Genomic DNA, 14,956 nt, shown 5'->3' with positions numbered 1-14,956 from the left:
CGTGACATCTTAAGGCATCCGGTGAGACGGGAATGAGCGGCACATTAAGAACCGCGAACAAAGAACCATTAAGTCAGGTTTCATACAGGCGCCTCTCTCACCAGAACAACGAGATCCGGCGCGCGAGCGAGCAGACATCCCCCCAGGTGGCGCGCGCAGTCGGACACCCCAGAAATGGGACGAGGGCGGCGGATTGAGCAGTGGCAGCGGCTCGGTCCGCCGTTTCCCTTCTTAGGGGGGCGAAATGCCCCCGGCGGGTGCCGCAAGGCGGCGCGAGAATTCAGGGATCGGACGCGATCCGAAGAGATGAGTGCGCGCCGTGAGGTGCGCGAATTTGGGGCCGCAGGGCCTTGGGACAGGAACGGGAGCCGCGATTTGGCCGGCATGTTCATAGGCGAACACACCTTTAAGGTGGACGGGAAGGGACGCGTGTCGATCCCTGCCGATTTTCGTCGTGAACTCGAAGAGGGCGATCCGCTCGCCTCCCAAACAGGCCGCCCCCGCATGGTGATCGTCTACGGTCACGACGCCCAGAAACAACTGATCGTCCATACATATGAGGGCTACAAGGCGTTGGCTGCTGACATCGCCGCCCTTCCGCGTGGCTCCGAGCGCCGCAAGATCATGCAGCGCATGATCCTCAATCGCGCCCGCCCCACAGAAGTCGATAACGATGGCCGTCTGGTCCTGCCGCAGCTTTTGCGTGACAAGATCGGCCTTGATGGCACGGCCTATTTCGCGGGCATGGGTGAGACCTTCGAAATTTGGAAGCCCGAAACCTTCGAGATCGAGGACGCCAAGATTACGGGCGATCTTCTGGCTGATCAGGGCGAGGATTTCGATCCGCTGTCCTTGCTCGACGATATGGGGTCTTGATCCATGTCCGAGGCTGCCACCTCTCCCGATGCGCCCCACATTCCCGTTCTTCTGCGTCCGCTTTTGCGCGAGTGCGCACCGATCATGGGGCGCTGGCTTGACGGCACTTTTGGCGCGGGCGGCTATACGCGTGGGCTGATCGAGGCTGGCGCGGAACACGTCACGGGCGTTGATCGCGATCCGCTGGCTCATGAGATGGCCGCCGAATGGGTGGCGGATTTCGACGGACGTATTTCGTTGGTTGAAGGCACGTTTTCCAAACTCGACGACTATGCAAGCGATCTCGACGGGGTCGTGCTCGATCTCGGCGTATCCTCCATGCAACTTGATCTGGCCGAGCGCGGTTTTTCCTTCATGCGCGACGGGCCGCTCGATATGCGGATGGGGCAGGACGGGCCGACGGCCGCCGATTTCGTCAACACGGCTTCCGCCGATGAGATCGCGGATGTGCTGTTCCACTACGGCGAGGAGCGCCAGTCACGCAAAATTGCCGCCGCCATCGTGATGGATCGCGAGAAGAAAGCGCCCTTTGAGACAACCTTGCAACTGGCAGGCCTGATCGAGCGGCTCCTGCCGCGCAAGAAGCCAGGTCAGAGCCATCCCGCGACACGCACTTTTCAGGCCATTCGCATTCATATCAACGACGAGTTCGGCGAGTTGGTCGCAGGGCTTGAGGCCGCCGAGCGCGCGCTGAAGCCGGGCGGGCAGTTGTCGGTTGTGACCTTTCATTCGCTGGAAGACCGTGTGGTTAAACGGTTCTTTCAACAACGGGCCTCGACAGGTGGCGGCGGATCGCGCTACGCTCCTGTGCAAGAGGTGAAAACACCCGGCTTCGAGCAGCTCAGCAAAGCCATTGGTCCCGATGAGGACGAGCTGGAGCGAAACCCCCGCGCGCGATCCTCGCGCCTGCGGGTCGGGCGGCGCACGGATGCGCCCGCCGCTCCTGCTGATCGCGCCGCACTTGGTCTGCCGAAACCTGTTTTGAGGCAAGTGTCACGAGGGGCAGGATAATGCGGGCATTCTACTTTTTCGTTTCCGCTGCGATGGTTATGGGATTGGCCTTCTGGGCCTATAGAGAAAACTACCGCACTCAAGAGGTGCTGCGCGAGATGTCGAGCCTGCAACGTCAAATAGGCCATCAGCGTGAAGAGCTTGCCGTGTTGAAAGCCGAATGGGCCTATCTCAACCGCCCCGAGCGGCTGCGCGATCTTGCTACGATCAACTTCGACCGTTTGGGCCTTCTGCCCTTCCTGCCCGAGCAATTCGGGCGGGTGGATCAGGTCGCGTTCCCTTCCGACGACACCAGCATCTTGTTCGAAATCGAAGGGGCCATCGACGTGGTCGGACGCATTGACGGGGAGGGCGAATAATGGCTGGACGCACGCCGCTACGCCCGCTTGCCCGCATCCTGCGCGCGCGTCAGGCGGGGGAAAACCCCGACGCCATTGAACGCGAGAACCTGCGCCTGCGCCACGAAGAGATGAACGACCGTTCGCGCCTGCGCGCGGAAGGGCGGTTACTGATCCTCGGGCTTGGCTTTCTGTCGGCTTTCGCGGTTGTCGGCCTGCGCATGGGGCAGGTCGCCGCCACGGTTCCCGAAGAGCCGCGTGCGGTGACATCGGGCACACCGATCCTCGCGCAGCGTGCTGATATCGTGGATCGCAACGGGCGCATTCTGGCGACCAACCGCACGACCCATTCGCTCTATGCCCAACCGCACCAGATGGTTGATCCGCTCCACGCTGCAAAGGAATTGGTGCGCATTTTTCCCGATCTGGATGAAGAAGATCTGATCAAGAAATTCACGGGAAAGCGTAAATTCCTGTGGATCAAAAAGAAAATCGCACCCGAGCAGCAGCAGGCCGTGCATGACATTGGCGAGCCGGGGCTGCTATTCGGGCCGCGCGAGGAGCGTCTTTATCCTAACGGCAAACTCGCCGCGCATGTGCTCGGCGGCACGAAATTCGGCCGCGAAGGCGTGATGAGCGCGGAGATCGTGGGCCAGTCGGGGATCGAGAAATATGCCGATGACTACCTGCGCGATCCCGCCAATGGCGATGCGCCGCTGCAATTGTCGATTGACCTGACCGTGCAATCCACCGTGCGCGAAGTGCTCTACGGCGGGATGCGGATGCTCGACGCCAAAGGCGCGGCTGCGGTGATGATGGATGCGCATACTGGCGAGATCGTCGCCATGGCGTCGCTTCCCGATTTCGATCCCAACTCGCGTCCCGATTATGTCGAGGGTCGCAAGCAGGAGGACAACCCGCGGTTCAACCGCGCGGTGCAGGGCGTTTACGAGCTTGGCTCGACCTTCAAGATTTTTGCCGCCGCGCAGGCGATGGAGTTGGGGCTGGCCAATCCCAACACCCAAATTCCCGCGACGCCACCGTTCCGCTGGGGCAAGCACAGGATCGGCGAATTCGAGGGTCATAACTACGGTCCGACGCTTTCTCTGCGTGATATGATCGTGAAATCGTCGAATGTGGCCACCGCTCATGTGGCCAAGGAAATCGGCGTGACGCGCCAGCAGGCGTTCCTGAAATCGCTCGGCTTTTTCGAGGCCACCCCCGTTGAGTTGTCGGAGGCGAAATCGGCCAAGCCGCTCCTGCCGCCCAAATGGTCGGAGCTTTCAACGCTGACAATTTCCTTCGGTCACGGGCTTTCGGCCTCGCCGCTGCATCTGGCAACGGCCTATGCTTCGCTACTCAATGGCGGGACGCGGGTGACGCCGACGCTGATCAAGAAGGATGGCGTGGTCGCTAAAGGCCCCCGCGTGGCGCGTGAGGAAGTCTCGGCGGCGGCGCGTTCGATGCTCTACGGGGTGGTTCATGATCCCAAAGGCACAGCGAGCTTTGCACAGGTTGCAGGTTACAAAGTGGCGGGCAAGACAGGCACCGCTGATAAACCGCGCGAGAATGGGCGTGGCTACTACGACGACAAGACCATCACGACATTTGCTTCGGTTTTCCCAGCGGATGACCCGAAATACGTGTTGGTCGTCGCGCTTGACGAGGCCGTGGAGACTTCGGGGCCGAAGCCACGCCGCACGGCGGGTTGGACAGCCGTGCCTGTTGCTGCGGAAATCATCCGTCGCACGGCACCGCTTCTCGGGTTGAGACCAGAGATTGAATCCGCCGAGCAAGCTAGGGTAACACTTACCGCAACGCAGTAGATAACCAGAAGAGCAAGAGGCAGGCGCGGCATGGTAAGAGCACTTTCCGAGTTGGGGTTGACCGCGCTAGGAGGTCGCGAGGCCAATGTCACGGGGTTGTCGGTGGACAGTCGCCTGACGCAAGAGGGTCATCTCTTTGCCGCGCTTCCCGGTACGCGAAGCCACGGCGCCGAGTTTGTCACCTATGCACTCAGGATGGGGGCGGGTGCGATCCTGACTGACCGCGAGGGGGTCAAGATTGCCGCCGACGCCATTGCCGAGCACAACCCCGCCGTGATCGTGGCCGAAGATCCGAGGCAGGCACTGGCCTATGCTGCGGCGCTCTTCTATGGCCGCCAGCCCGAACGCATGGTCGCGGTGACGGGGACCAATGGCAAAACCTCCGTGGCCAGCTTCACGCGCAACATCTGGCAACTCATGGGCCAGCGCGCGATCAACATCGGCACTACGGGTGTCGAAGGCGACTGGCAGGGCGAGAGCGGACACACGACGCCAGAGCCGATCACCCTGCACAGGATTTTGTCGGAGGCCGCGCAGGCGGGGGTGGATTACGCCGCGATGGAGGCTTCCTCACATGGCTTGGCGCAGCGCCGTCTGGATGGTGTGCGGCTTGTTGCGGCGGCATTCACAAATTTCACGCAGGACCATCTCGATTACCACGAGACCTTCGAGGCCTATTTCGCCGCTAAGGCGGGGCTGTTCACGCGGGTTTTGCCTGAGGATGCGGTGGCTGTTCTTAATATTGATGACCCGAAAGGTGTCGAACTTGAGGGCCTGTGCGCCGAGCGGGGCATTGACGTGATGCGCGTAGGGCAATCGGATGCCGCCGACCTGCGCGTGATGGGGCAGAGGTTTGATGCCACGGGGCAGGATTTGCGTCTCGATTTTCTGGGCAATATCTCTCAGGTGCGCCTTGATCTGATCGGCGGGTTTCAGGCCGAGAATGTCGTTGTGGCCGCTGGTCTGGTGATCGCGGCGGGCGGCGAGCCTGACGAGGTCTTCTCCTGTCTGAGCGAGCTGTCTGGCGTGCGCGGGCGGATGGAACATGCCGCGACGCGCGAGAATGGTGCCGCGGTCTTTGTCGATTACGCCCATACGCCCGACGCCGTGGCCACCGCCATTCAGGCGCTGCGTCCGCACGTGATGGGCCGCGTGATCGCAGTGATCGGCGCGGGCGGAGATCGGGACAAGACAAAGCGGCCCCTGATGGGCAAGGCGGCGGCGGATCATGCGGATGTTGTGATCGTCACCGATGACAATCCGCGCTCCGAAGATCCCGCCGCGATCCGTGCCGAAGTGATGCTGGGGGCGGGCGAGGCTATTGAGGTGGCCGACCGTGCCGAGGCGATCCTGCGCGGGGTGGATGCCTTGCAACCTGGTGATGCGCTGCTGATTTGCGGCAAGGGGCACGAGACGGGGCAGATCGTGGGCGAGGATGTTTTTCCTTTCGATGACGTGGAGCAGGCCTCAATGGCCGTGGCCGCGCTGGATGGTGCGCTGTGAGCGTGCTTTGGGCGGCGGCGGAGGCGATTGCGGCTACGGGTGGTCGCGCGACACAGGGCTTCGAGGTCACGGGCGTTTCCATTGACACGCGCACCATTCAAGAGGGCGATCTCTTCGTCGCCCTCACGGCGGCGCGCGACGGGCATCACTTCGTGGCGCAGGCTCTTGAAAAGGGGGCCGCGGCGGCGCTCGTGTCGCGCGTGCCCGACGGGGTGGGTGAAGATGCGCCGCTGTTGATCGTTGATGATGTGCTTGGCGGATTGGAGCGGCTCGGTGAAGCCGCCCGCGAGCGGTTTACGGGACGGGTCGTGGCGGTCACTGGCTCGGTGGGCAAGACCTCGACCAAGGAAATGCTCCGCACGATTTTGCGCGGGCAGGGTACGGTCCATGCCGCTGAAGCCTCTTATAACAACCATTGGGGTGTGCCTCTGACGCTCGCGCGGATGCCGCGTGATGCGGATTTCGCCGTGATCGAGATCGGCATGAACCATCCAGGCGAGATCGCCCCGCTGGCCGAAATGGCGCGCCCGCATGTGGCAATGATCACCACCGTTGCTGCCGCGCATATGGCGGCGTTTACCTCTCTGGAAGCGATTGCGCGCGAAAAGGCGTCGATCTGCGCGGGGCTGGTTGTGGGCGGTGTCGCGGTGTTTAACGGTGATCTCTCGGTCACGCCCGTCCTCGACGCCGCTTGGGACGGCAGGGTTCTCCATTTCGGGGAAAGCGAGGCCTGTGATGCGCGTTTGACCGCCTTGCGCCTGATGGATGATGTGACCGTGGCCGAGGCCGAGGTCGACGGAAGTTCGGTGCTTTTCCGCCTGTCCAGCGCGGGGCGACATTTTGCGACCAATGCGGTTGGCTGCCTTGCCGTGCTGGATGCGCTTGGCCTTGATGTCACGCTTGGTGCGGCTGATCTGTCCCGCTGGGCGCCCCCCTTGGGACGCGGCGCACGCGAGATCATCGCGCTTGACCCCATCGAGACAGAGCAATCCATCGTGCTTCTTGACGATGCCTTCAACGCCAACCCGACCTCCATTGCCGCCAGCCTCGAAGTTCTGGCCGCCGCCCAACCGCGCGATGGTTTGGGGCGGGTTGAAAAGGGGCGCCGTGTCGCGGTTTTGGGTGATATGCTCGAATTGGGCGCGACCGAGCGTGAGGATCACGCCGCGCTGGCCGAATTGGAATATATAGAGGCGATCGACCTTGTTCATTGCATCGGCCCCTTGATGGCTGCGCTTTACGAGGCTTTGCCGCTGCAAAAGCGGGGGCGTCTATACGAGACAGCAGAGGCCGCGCGCGACGAAATCACGTCGCTCTATGACGCGGGCGACGTGGTGCTTGTCAAAGGATCGAAGGGATCAAAAGTCAGCCTGCTGGTTGACGCGATCCGCAAGTTGGGGCATCCGCTGCCCACCGAAGACGCAAAGGGGTAACGCGCGATGTTTTTCTGGTTATCGGAGTTGTCGGACGGGGGCGGGGTGTTCAACCTGTTCCGCTACATCACGATGCGCGCAGGCGGGGCGTTTTTTACCGCCCTGATCTTCGGCTTCATCTTTGGACGTCCCTTGATCAATGCGCTGCGCCGTCGTCAGGGGAAGGGGCAACCCATCCGCGAGGACGGACCTGAGGGGCATTTCGCCAAGGCTGGCACGCCGACCATGGGCGGGCTTCTCATCCTTACGGCGCTGTTGACCTCAACGCTCTTGTGGGCACGGTGGGATAATCACTACGTCTGGATCGTGATGTTCGTGACCTTTGCTTATGGCGCGATTGGTTTTGCTGATGACTATGCCAAGGTGTCCAAGGCCAATACGGCGGGCGTGTCGGGACGGATGCGGCTGCTTTTGGGCTTCATCATTGCCGCGATTGCCGCCACTTGGGCCGCTCTCGTGCATCCGCCAGAATTGTCCAACCAGCTTGCCATGCCGATTTTCAAGGATGTGCTGATCGATTTCGGCTGGTTCTTCCTGCCTTTTGCGATGTTCGTAATCGTGGGCGCGGCCAATGCGGTGAACCTCACCGATGGTCTCGACGGGCTGGCGATCATGCCCGTGATGATTGCGGCGGGCACGCTGGGTGCGATTGCCTATGTGGTGGGGCGCGTCGACTTCACCGACTACCTCGGCCTTCACTACGTGCCTGGCACGGGGGAATTGCTCATCTTCGTGGCCGCGCTCATCGGCGGAGGTTTGGGCTTTCTTTGGTACAACGCGCCGCCTGCGGCGGTGTTCATGGGCGACACAGGGTCTTTGGCTCTGGGCGGCGCTCTGGGCGCGATTGCTGTGGCGACCAAGCACGAGCTGGTGCTGGGCATCGTCGGCGGGCTCTTTGTGGTCGAGGCGCTCTCGGTCATCATTCAAGTTCTCTACTTTAAGCGCACAGGAAAGCGCGTCTTCCTGATGGCGCCGATACACCACCACTACGAGAAGAAAGGCTGGGCCGAACCCACCATCGTGATCCGCTTCTGGATCATCTCGCTGGTGTTGGCGCTTATCGGTCTGGCGACACTGAAGCTGCGCTAACTTCCCCTTTGGCCAAGGAGGCCGCACATGATCCCCGTTCTCGGATATGAAGATCGCAAGGTGGCCGTTCTGGGGCTTGGGCGTTCGGGGCTTGCCACGGCGCGCAGTCTGAAGGCGGGCGGGGCGCAGGCCCTATGCTGGGACGACAGTGTTGAGGCTCGTGCGGCGGCGGAGGCGGAAGGTTTCACCATCCACGATCTTACCAAGCAGGGGGCCTTCGAGGATGTGGCCTGTCTGGTTGTGTCTCCTGGCATCCCCCATCTCTATCCCGAACCGAACAAGGTGATTGCGGCGGCGTGGGACGCAGGCGTGCCCGTGGACAATGACATCGGTCTGTTTTTCCGCTCGCTGGGGCAGGGGGAATGGATGGACCATGACACTCCTCCGCGCGTGATCGCGGTTACAGGATCGAATGGGAAATCGACAACGTCCGCGCTGATCCACCATATCCTGACCGAGAACGGCACGCCGAGTCAGTTGGCGGGTAACATCGGGCGCGGGGTGCTGGATATCGAACCGCCTGAAGATGGCGAAGTCGTGGTGCTGGAACTGTCGAGCTACCAGACCGATCTGGCCCGTGCGCTCACACCTGACGTGGCTGTCTTTACCAACCTCTCACCCGATCATCTCGACCGTCACGGCGGGATGGGCGGCTATTTCGCGGCCAAGCGGCGCCTGTTTTCGGAGGGTGGTCCCGACCGCGCGGTGATTGGGGTGGATGAAGCAGAAGGGCAGTATCTGGCCAACCAATTGGTCGAGGGTTTGAGCGATACACGCCTGATCCGCGTCTCCGTAGATCGCAAACTCACCGACGGTTGGTCTGTTTTTGCGCGTAAGGGGTTTCTGTCCGAATGGCGCAAAGGGCGTCAGATGGCATCTTTCGACCTGCGCGAGATCGCGGGGCTTCCTGGTGCGCACAACCATCAGAACGCCTGCGCCGCTTATGCTGCGTGTCGCGCGATCAACATCCCGCCCAAGGTCATCGGCGCGGCGTTTGAAACCTTCGCGGGCCTGCCGCACCGCTCGCAACTGGTGGGTGAGAAGGACGGCGTGCGTTTCGTCAACGACAGCAAGGCAACCAATGTGGACGCCGCCGCCAAGGCGCTTCAGGCCTTCAAGTCGATCCGCTGGATTGCGGGCGGCATGGGCAAGGATGGCGGTATCGCCGACCTCGCGCCCCATCTCGGCTCTGTGGCCAAGGCCTATCTGATCGGCTTCTCGGCGCGTGATTTCGCTCTGCAACTGGGCGACACACCCTATGAGATTTGCGAGACGATGGAGGCGGCCGTGACCAAAGCGGCATCCGAGGCGCAGGCGGGTGATACGGTGCTTCTGGCGCCCGCCGCCGCTTCTTTCGATCAGTATCCCAATTTCGAGAAGCGCGGCGAGGACTTCACCGCTCAGGTCGAAGCTCTCCTGTAAGCGGCGCGTTTCCGCGTGGGCGTGTGGCGCAGGGAATCTGTGGTGGATTTGCCTGACAAAACCCGCTAGATTCATCACATAGACCCGAAAAATCGGGCAATCGCAGATGAGGCAGTAGGCGGTCCCATGACAGAAATGGTGTATGGCTCCATCCCGAGGCGGGACGGCGAGCCGATTCTTCCGCGTTGGTGGCGCACGATCGACAAGTGGTCGTTGTCGAGCGTGTTTGTCCTGTTCGGGATCGGGCTTCTGCTCGGGCTGGCGGCCTCTCCGCCGCTTGCGCAAAAGAACAATTTCGCGGATTTCTACTACGTTCAGAGACAGGCCGTTTTCGGCGGAACCGCACTGATCACGATGGTGCTTGTCACGATGATGGATCCGCATCGCGTGCGCCGTTTGGGTGTTCTGGCCTTTATCGCCACCTTTATCGCGCTGGCGCTGTTGCCGTTTTTCGGCACTGATTTCGGCAAGGGCGCGACGCGGTGGTATTCGCTGGGCTTCGGCTCCTTCCAGCCCTCCGAGTTTCTCAAACCCGCTTTCGTCATCACCGCCGCATGGATGATGGCCGCCGCGCATGAAATTGGTGGCCCTCCAGGGCGGCTCTATTCCTTTTTCATGGCCTGCATTCTGGTGGTGCTTCTCGCGCTGCAACCTGATTTTGGTCAGGCCTCACTGCTGCTGTTCAGCTGGTGCGTGATGTATTTTGTCGGCGGCGCGCCGATTGTGATCCTGCTTGGCGTGGTGGGGCTTGTGGTGGCAGGCGGCTCGCTGGCCTATCACAATTCCGAACACTTCGCGCGGCGCATCGACGGGTTTCTGAGCCCCGACATCGACCCCACAACCCAGATCGGCTACGCCACCAACGCGATCCGCGAGGGTGGTTTCTTCGGTGTTGGTGTGGGTGAGGGCACGGTGAAATGGTCGCTGCCCGACGCGCATACCGATTTCATCATCGCGGTTGCGGCGGAAGAATACGGGCTTGTCCTCGTGCTGGTCATCCTCTCGCTCTACGCGCTCATTACCGTGCGCTCTCTTTGGCGCCTGCTGAAAGAGCGCGATCCGTTTATCCGCCTTGCGGGAACGGGGCTGGCCTGTGCCTTCGGTGTTCAGGCGTTCATCAATATGGGCGTGGCCGTGCGCCTCTTGCCCGCAAAGGGGATGACGTTGCCGTTCGTGTCTTATGGCGGGTCCTCGGTGATTGCCTCGGGCATCGCGCTCGGCGCGCTCCTTGCCTTCACGCGGTCACGTCCGCAGGGCGAGATCGGCGACATCCTGATCCGTAACAAGCGATAGAGGAAGGAGGACGGATATGTCCGAAACAGCACCCCTTCTTGTCATCGCAGCAGGCGGCACGGGCGGGCATATGTTCCCCGCGCAGTCCTTGGCCGAGGTCATGCTTTCGCGTGGCTGGCGGGTGAAACTTTCCACCGACGCACGCGGTGCGCGCTATACGGGCGGTTTCCCGATGGCGGTGGAGATCGAGGAAATTCCTTCGGCGACCTTCGCGCGCGGTGGCGTGCTGGCCAAACTCGCCGTGCCGTTCAAAATTGCGGGTGGTGTCTTTGCCGCGATGCGCAAGTTCCGCCGTGATCGTCCTGCTGTCGTTGTGGGGTTCGGCGGCTATCCCGCGATCCCCGCTGTGGCGGCGGCCACCCTGATGAAACTGCCGCGAATGATCCATGAACAAAATGGCGTGCTGGGGCGCGTCAATGAGGTCTTTGCCTCCCGTGTGGGCCTTGTCGCCTGTGGCACATGGCCGACGACCTTGCCCGAAGGGGTGGAGGGGGTGCATGTCGGCAATCCTGTCCGCGCCGCCGTTCTGGAAAAAGCCGCCGCGCCCTATATCGCGCCAGGTGATTATCCGATGGAGCTTTTGGTTCTGGGGGGCTCGCAGGGCGCGCGGATCACCTCCGACGTAGTGCCGCAAGCAGTGGCTGGCCTTCCCGATGCGATCAAGTCCCACTTGCGGGTGAGCCAGCAGGCCCGCCCCGAAGACGTCGCCCGCGTCGAGATGTTCTATGAACAGGCAGGCATCGCTGCGGAGGTCAAAACCTTCTTCAACGATGTGCCCAAGCGCATGTCTGAGGCGCAACTGGTGATCGCCCGTGCGGGTGCTTCGACGGTTGCGGATATCTCGGTGATTGGACGGCCCTCGATCCTTGTGCCCTACGCGGCAGCCACGGGCGACCACCAAACCGCAAATGCGCGTGGGTTGGTCGATGGAGGTGCTGCGATTATGGTCCCTGAAAGCCAGTTGACGTCGCAATCCCTGACCGAACAGATCATGTTGGTGCTGTCCAATCCCCAAGGGGCGGTGCAAATGGCGCATGCCGCGCTTGCCCTCGGCAAGCCCCACGCGGCGGCAGAATTGGCAGGGCTGGTGGAGCAGCTCGCAGGGCGCTAAGAGGGCGCGGTTAACGGTGCGGGTCATGGATGGCCCAGTAAGAGAATATAGAAAGAGACGACGATGAGCGCAGCCACCAAACTCCCCACCGAAATCGGACCGATCCATTTTGTCGGTATCGGCGGTATCGGCATGTCTGGGATCGCGGAGGTGCTGCTCAACTTCGGTTACACGGTGCAGGGCTCTGACCTGAAAGCGTCAAAAATCACCGACCGTCTGGCGGATCTTGGTGCCAAGATTTTCGTGGGCCAGAAGGCCGAGAACCTTGAGGACGCGGAAGTTGTCGTGATCTCCTCGGCGATCAAACCGGGCAACCCCGAGTTGGACGCTGCGCGGGCCAAAGGTCTGCCTGTCGTGCGCCGCGCGGAGATGTTGGCGGAACTCATGCGGCTTAAGTCGAATATCGCAATCGGCGGCACGCACGGCAAGACGACCACAACCACGATGGTGGCTGCTCTGCTCGATCAGGGCGGGATTGACCCGACCGTGATCAACGGCGGAATTATCCATGCTTACGGCTCGAATGCGCGAGTGGGTGAGAGCGACTGGATGGTGGTGGAGGCCGACGAGAGCGACGGCACCTTCAATCGCTTGCCCGCGACCATTGCGATCGTGACCAACATCGACCCCGAGCACATGGAACATTGGGGCGATTTCGACAAGCTGCGTCAGGGGTTCTACGACTTCGTGTCCAACATCCCCTTCTATGGCCTTGCCGTATGCTGCACCGACCATCCCGAAGTGCAAAGCCTCGTGGGCAAGATCACCGACCGCCGTGTTGTCACCTACGGTTTCAACGCGCAGGCAGATGTGCGCGCGGTAAACTTGACCTATAAGAAGGGCGTGGCGCATTTCGATATCGTGCTGGCCGCCGACGGGATCACCATCGAGGGCTGCACCCTGCCGATGCCCGGGGATCACAACGTCTCCAACGCGCTTTCCGCTGTGGCTGTCGCGCGTCACCTCGGCATGTCGCCCGACCAGATCAAACAGGCGCTGGCAGAGTTCGGTGGTGTTAACCGCCGCTTTACCCGTGTGGGCGAAGTTGGTGGTGTGACCATCATTGACGACTACGGCCACCATCCCGTCGAGATCGCCGCCGTGCTCAAGGCCGCGCGGCAGGCTTGTGACGGCCGTGTGATCGCCGTGCACCAGCCGCATCGCTATTCGCGTCTGCATTCCCTGTTCGAGGATTTCTGCACCTGTTTCAACGAAGCCGATGTGGTGGGCATTGCCGATATCTACGCCGCAGGCGAAGAGCCGATTGAGGGGGCGAGCCGTGATGATCTTGTCGCTGGCCTGATCCGCCACGGCCACCGCCATGCGCGCGCTGTGACTTCGGAGGAAGATTTGGAACGCCTCGTGCGCGAACAGGCGCGCGATGGTGATATGGTCGTCTGCCTCGGGGCAGGGACGATTTCCGCATGGGCACAGGCGCTTCCTGCGCGCCTTGCCGCGAAAGACTGATGTCGCGCGTGGGGCGTGGTCGTTTGTTTGAGGGAGCGTTTCAATGAACTCGCTCGCCGCAATCTGCATCTGGGCGCTTGCCACGATGGCGCTTGCCCCGCTACCAATGCGCTATCAGATGCGTCTGGGGCCGATTTCGCTCGTCACCCTGCCGCCGCTTCTGGTCTGGCTCGGTCGCGATTTCGGAACCCTGCCAGTTGTTGTTTGTCTCGCCGCTGCCGTGTCGTTGTTTCGAAAACCACTCGCCGCACTGGGACGTGCGGTGTTGGGCCGGATCACTTCGATCTGATCTGACAGGAGAACGCCATGTCTAACTCTCTTATCCTTGCCTGCCTTTGGGCGATCTTGGCAAATGTGCTGGCGCTGTTTCCGTCCAAACGCAATCACTGGCCGCAGGCCTATGTGCTCTTTGCGCTTGGGGTGCCGCTCGTGGGGTATGTCACCTATGAAAACGGTCCGTGGATCGGGCTGGTTGTTCTGGCCGCGGGGATTTCGGTCCTGCGCTGGCCGCTTGTCTATTTGGGCCGTTGGCTCAAACGTATGACCATTGGAGATGTTGCGAAATGACTTACCCGCCCGTGCGTGGCACTTTGGTGGAGAACCGACCGCTTGCCGATCTGACTTGGTTGCGCGTTGGAGGACCTGCGGATGCGCTGTTCATGCCCGCCGATGAGGCGGACCTGTGCGACTTTCTCGCGGCACTCCATGAAGATGTCGCGGTCTTCCCGATGGGCGTGGGCTCCAACCTGATCGTGCGTGACGGGGGCTTGCGGGCTGTCGTGATCCGCATGGGGCGCGGGTTCAACGGCATCGAGATTGACGCAGACGCGGGCACGGTCACGGCGGGCGCTGCCGCACTGGACGCACATGTCGCACGCAAGGCCGCCGCTGCAGGTCTGGACCTCACCTTCCTGCGCACCATCCCCGGAGCGATTGGTGGCGCGGTGAGGATGAACGCGGGGTGCTACGGCTCCTACGTGGCCGATCATTTCGTCTCTGCACGGGTCGTGACGCGGGCAGGGGAGGTCAAAACCCTGTCGAGCGACGATTTGAAATTTGCCTACCGCCAATCTGAGCTGCCCGATGGATGGGTGGTCGTGTCCGCAACGCTTAAAGCCGAGCAGGGCGATCCAGCCGAGCTAGAAGCGCGGATGGCGGATCAACTTGCCAAACGCGATGCGACCCAGCCCGTTAAGGATCGCAGCGCGGGATCGACCTTCCGCAATCCTGCGGGGTTCTCCTCGACGGGGCGCGCCGATGACGTGCATGATCTCAAGGCGTGGAAGGTGATTGATGATGCGGGTTTGCGCGGCTTTTCCATTGGCGGCGCGCAGATGAGCGAGAAGCATTCCAACTTCATGATCAACACGGGCGACGCCACCGCACGCGATCTTGAAACTCTTGGCGAAACTGTTCGAAAAAAAGTGTTTCAAAACGCTGGGCTGACGTTACAATGGGAAATCAAACGCGTCGGTGCGTTCGACGGGGAAGCGATCCCGTCAGGTGTTCCACAAGAACAGGACGAGCACGGCGCGAAAGCCCCTTGAAATGGGGCGAAATTTGCCCGAAACGGGCAGATAAGTCCAA

General features: G+C 61.7%; 14 protein-coding genes. All 14 read left to right on the top strand.

Going from position 1 to position 14,956, the window contains the following annotated elements; genetic code table 11:
* The first annotated feature begins 384 nt into the window (after positions 1 to 384).
* The 14 genes from mraZ (at position 385) to murB (ending at position 14,916) form a co-directional block, all read left to right on the top strand.
* Entirely contained in the window at positions 385 to 876 is a 492-nt protein-coding gene (mraZ, locus tag ACN0SC_RS11740; RefSeq protein WP_417250055.1) for a division/cell wall cluster transcriptional repressor MraZ, read from the top strand.
* A gap of 3 nt (positions 877 to 879) precedes the next feature.
* Positions 880 to 1,887, top strand: coding sequence for a 16S rRNA (cytosine(1402)-N(4))-methyltransferase RsmH (rsmH, locus tag ACN0SC_RS11735; RefSeq protein ID WP_417249869.1), 1,008 nt, complete (start codon positions 880 to 882; stop codon positions 1,885 to 1,887).
* Positions 1,887 to 2,246, top strand: a complete 360-nt coding sequence (ftsL, locus tag ACN0SC_RS11730; RefSeq protein ID WP_417249868.1) for a cell division protein FtsL — start codon at positions 1,887 to 1,889, stop codon at positions 2,244 to 2,246. Before rsmH ends, ftsL begins: the two co-directional genes overlap by 1 nt.
* Entirely contained in the window at positions 2,246 to 4,051 is a 1,806-nt protein-coding gene (locus ACN0SC_RS11725; RefSeq protein ID WP_417249867.1) for a peptidoglycan D,D-transpeptidase FtsI family protein, read from the top strand. Before ftsL ends, ACN0SC_RS11725 begins: the two co-directional genes overlap by 1 nt.
* A gap of 30 nt (positions 4,052 to 4,081) precedes the next feature.
* Positions 4,082 to 5,554: a UDP-N-acetylmuramoyl-L-alanyl-D-glutamate--2,6-diaminopimelate ligase gene (locus ACN0SC_RS11720; RefSeq protein WP_417249866.1), complete on the top strand. Its 1,473-nt coding sequence runs from the start codon at positions 4,082 to 4,084 to the stop codon at positions 5,552 to 5,554.
* Positions 5,551 to 6,987, top strand: a complete 1,437-nt coding sequence (locus ACN0SC_RS11715; protein WP_417249865.1) for a UDP-N-acetylmuramoyl-tripeptide--D-alanyl-D-alanine ligase — start codon at positions 5,551 to 5,553, stop codon at positions 6,985 to 6,987. The genes ACN0SC_RS11720 and ACN0SC_RS11715 overlap by 4 nt, the downstream gene beginning before the upstream one ends.
* 6 nt (positions 6,988 to 6,993) lie before the next feature.
* Positions 6,994 to 8,076 (top strand): phospho-N-acetylmuramoyl-pentapeptide-transferase, encoded by a 1,083-nt coding sequence (gene mraY, locus ACN0SC_RS11710; RefSeq protein ID WP_417249864.1) that lies wholly within the window; start codon positions 6,994 to 6,996, stop codon positions 8,074 to 8,076.
* Positions 8,077 to 8,103: 27 nt separating this feature from the next.
* Positions 8,104 to 9,498 carry a UDP-N-acetylmuramoyl-L-alanine--D-glutamate ligase gene (gene murD, locus ACN0SC_RS11705; RefSeq protein ID WP_417249863.1) on the top strand — a complete coding sequence of 465 codons (1,395 nt, stop codon included), beginning with the start codon at positions 8,104 to 8,106 and terminating at the stop codon, positions 9,496 to 9,498.
* Between the two features lie 126 nt (positions 9,499 to 9,624).
* Entirely contained in the window at positions 9,625 to 10,791 is a 1,167-nt protein-coding gene (locus ACN0SC_RS11700; RefSeq protein ID WP_417249862.1) for a peptidoglycan glycosyltransferase FtsW, read from the top strand.
* 16 nt (positions 10,792 to 10,807) lie between these two features.
* Entirely contained in the window at positions 10,808 to 11,902 is a 1,095-nt protein-coding gene (locus ACN0SC_RS11695; RefSeq protein WP_417249861.1) for a UDP-N-acetylglucosamine--N-acetylmuramyl-(pentapeptide) pyrophosphoryl-undecaprenol N-acetylglucosamine transferase, read from the top strand.
* A 63-nt stretch (positions 11,903 to 11,965) separates the two neighbouring features.
* A complete protein-coding gene (gene murC / locus ACN0SC_RS11690) occupies positions 11,966 to 13,369 on the top strand; it encodes a UDP-N-acetylmuramate--L-alanine ligase (RefSeq protein ID WP_417249860.1) in 1,404 nt (467 codons plus the stop codon).
* 43 nt (positions 13,370 to 13,412) lie between these two features.
* Positions 13,413 to 13,658, top strand: coding sequence for a DUF2484 family protein (locus tag ACN0SC_RS11685; protein ID WP_417249859.1), 246 nt, complete (start codon positions 13,413 to 13,415; stop codon positions 13,656 to 13,658).
* A 17-nt stretch (positions 13,659 to 13,675) separates the two neighbouring features.
* Positions 13,676 to 13,936: a DUF2484 family protein gene (locus tag ACN0SC_RS11680; protein ID WP_417249858.1), complete on the top strand. Its 261-nt coding sequence runs from the start codon at positions 13,676 to 13,678 to the stop codon at positions 13,934 to 13,936.
* On the top strand, positions 13,933 to 14,916 hold the full coding sequence (gene murB, locus ACN0SC_RS11675) for a UDP-N-acetylmuramate dehydrogenase (protein WP_417249857.1): 984 nt from the start codon (positions 13,933 to 13,935) through the stop codon (positions 14,914 to 14,916). Before ACN0SC_RS11680 ends, murB begins: the two co-directional genes overlap by 4 nt.
* Positions 14,917 to 14,956: the final 40 nt, after the last annotated feature.

Origin of the sequence: Celeribacter sp., assembly GCF_048261515.1 — a bacterium.
Taxonomy (GTDB): Bacteria; Pseudomonadota; Alphaproteobacteria; order Rhodobacterales; family Rhodobacteraceae; genus Celeribacter.
The sequence above is the reverse complement of the archived record's forward strand: the minus strand, read 5'-3'. Positions and strand labels throughout refer to the sequence as shown.

What these genes read in the sequence shown, in the direction of transcription:
- mraZ (WP_417250055.1), top strand. Translation starts at nt 385, where the DNA reads ATGTTCATAGGCGAACACACCTTTAAGGTGGACGGGAAGGGACGCGTG.
- rsmH (WP_417249869.1), top strand. Translation starts at nt 880, where the DNA reads ATGTCCGAGGCTGCCACCTCTCCCGATGCGCCCCACATTCCCGTTCTT.
- ftsL (WP_417249868.1), top strand. Translation starts at nt 1,887, where the DNA reads ATGCGGGCATTCTACTTTTTCGTTTCCGCTGCGATGGTTATGGGATTG.
- ACN0SC_RS11725 (WP_417249867.1), top strand. Translation starts at nt 2,246, where the DNA reads ATGGCTGGACGCACGCCGCTACGCCCGCTTGCCCGCATCCTGCGCGCG.
- ACN0SC_RS11720 (WP_417249866.1), top strand. Translation starts at nt 4,082, where the DNA reads ATGGTAAGAGCACTTTCCGAGTTGGGGTTGACCGCGCTAGGAGGTCGC.
- mraY (WP_417249864.1), top strand. Translation starts at nt 6,994, where the DNA reads ATGTTTTTCTGGTTATCGGAGTTGTCGGACGGGGGCGGGGTGTTCAAC.
- murD (WP_417249863.1), top strand. Translation starts at nt 8,104, where the DNA reads ATGATCCCCGTTCTCGGATATGAAGATCGCAAGGTGGCCGTTCTGGGG.
- ACN0SC_RS11700 (WP_417249862.1), top strand. Translation starts at nt 9,625, where the DNA reads ATGACAGAAATGGTGTATGGCTCCATCCCGAGGCGGGACGGCGAGCCG.
- ACN0SC_RS11695 (WP_417249861.1), top strand. Translation starts at nt 10,808, where the DNA reads ATGTCCGAAACAGCACCCCTTCTTGTCATCGCAGCAGGCGGCACGGGC.
- murC (WP_417249860.1), top strand. Translation starts at nt 11,966, where the DNA reads ATGAGCGCAGCCACCAAACTCCCCACCGAAATCGGACCGATCCATTTT.
- ACN0SC_RS11685 (WP_417249859.1), top strand. Translation starts at nt 13,413, where the DNA reads ATGAACTCGCTCGCCGCAATCTGCATCTGGGCGCTTGCCACGATGGCG.
- ACN0SC_RS11680 (WP_417249858.1), top strand. Translation starts at nt 13,676, where the DNA reads ATGTCTAACTCTCTTATCCTTGCCTGCCTTTGGGCGATCTTGGCAAAT.
- murB (WP_417249857.1), top strand. Translation starts at nt 13,933, where the DNA reads ATGACTTACCCGCCCGTGCGTGGCACTTTGGTGGAGAACCGACCGCTT.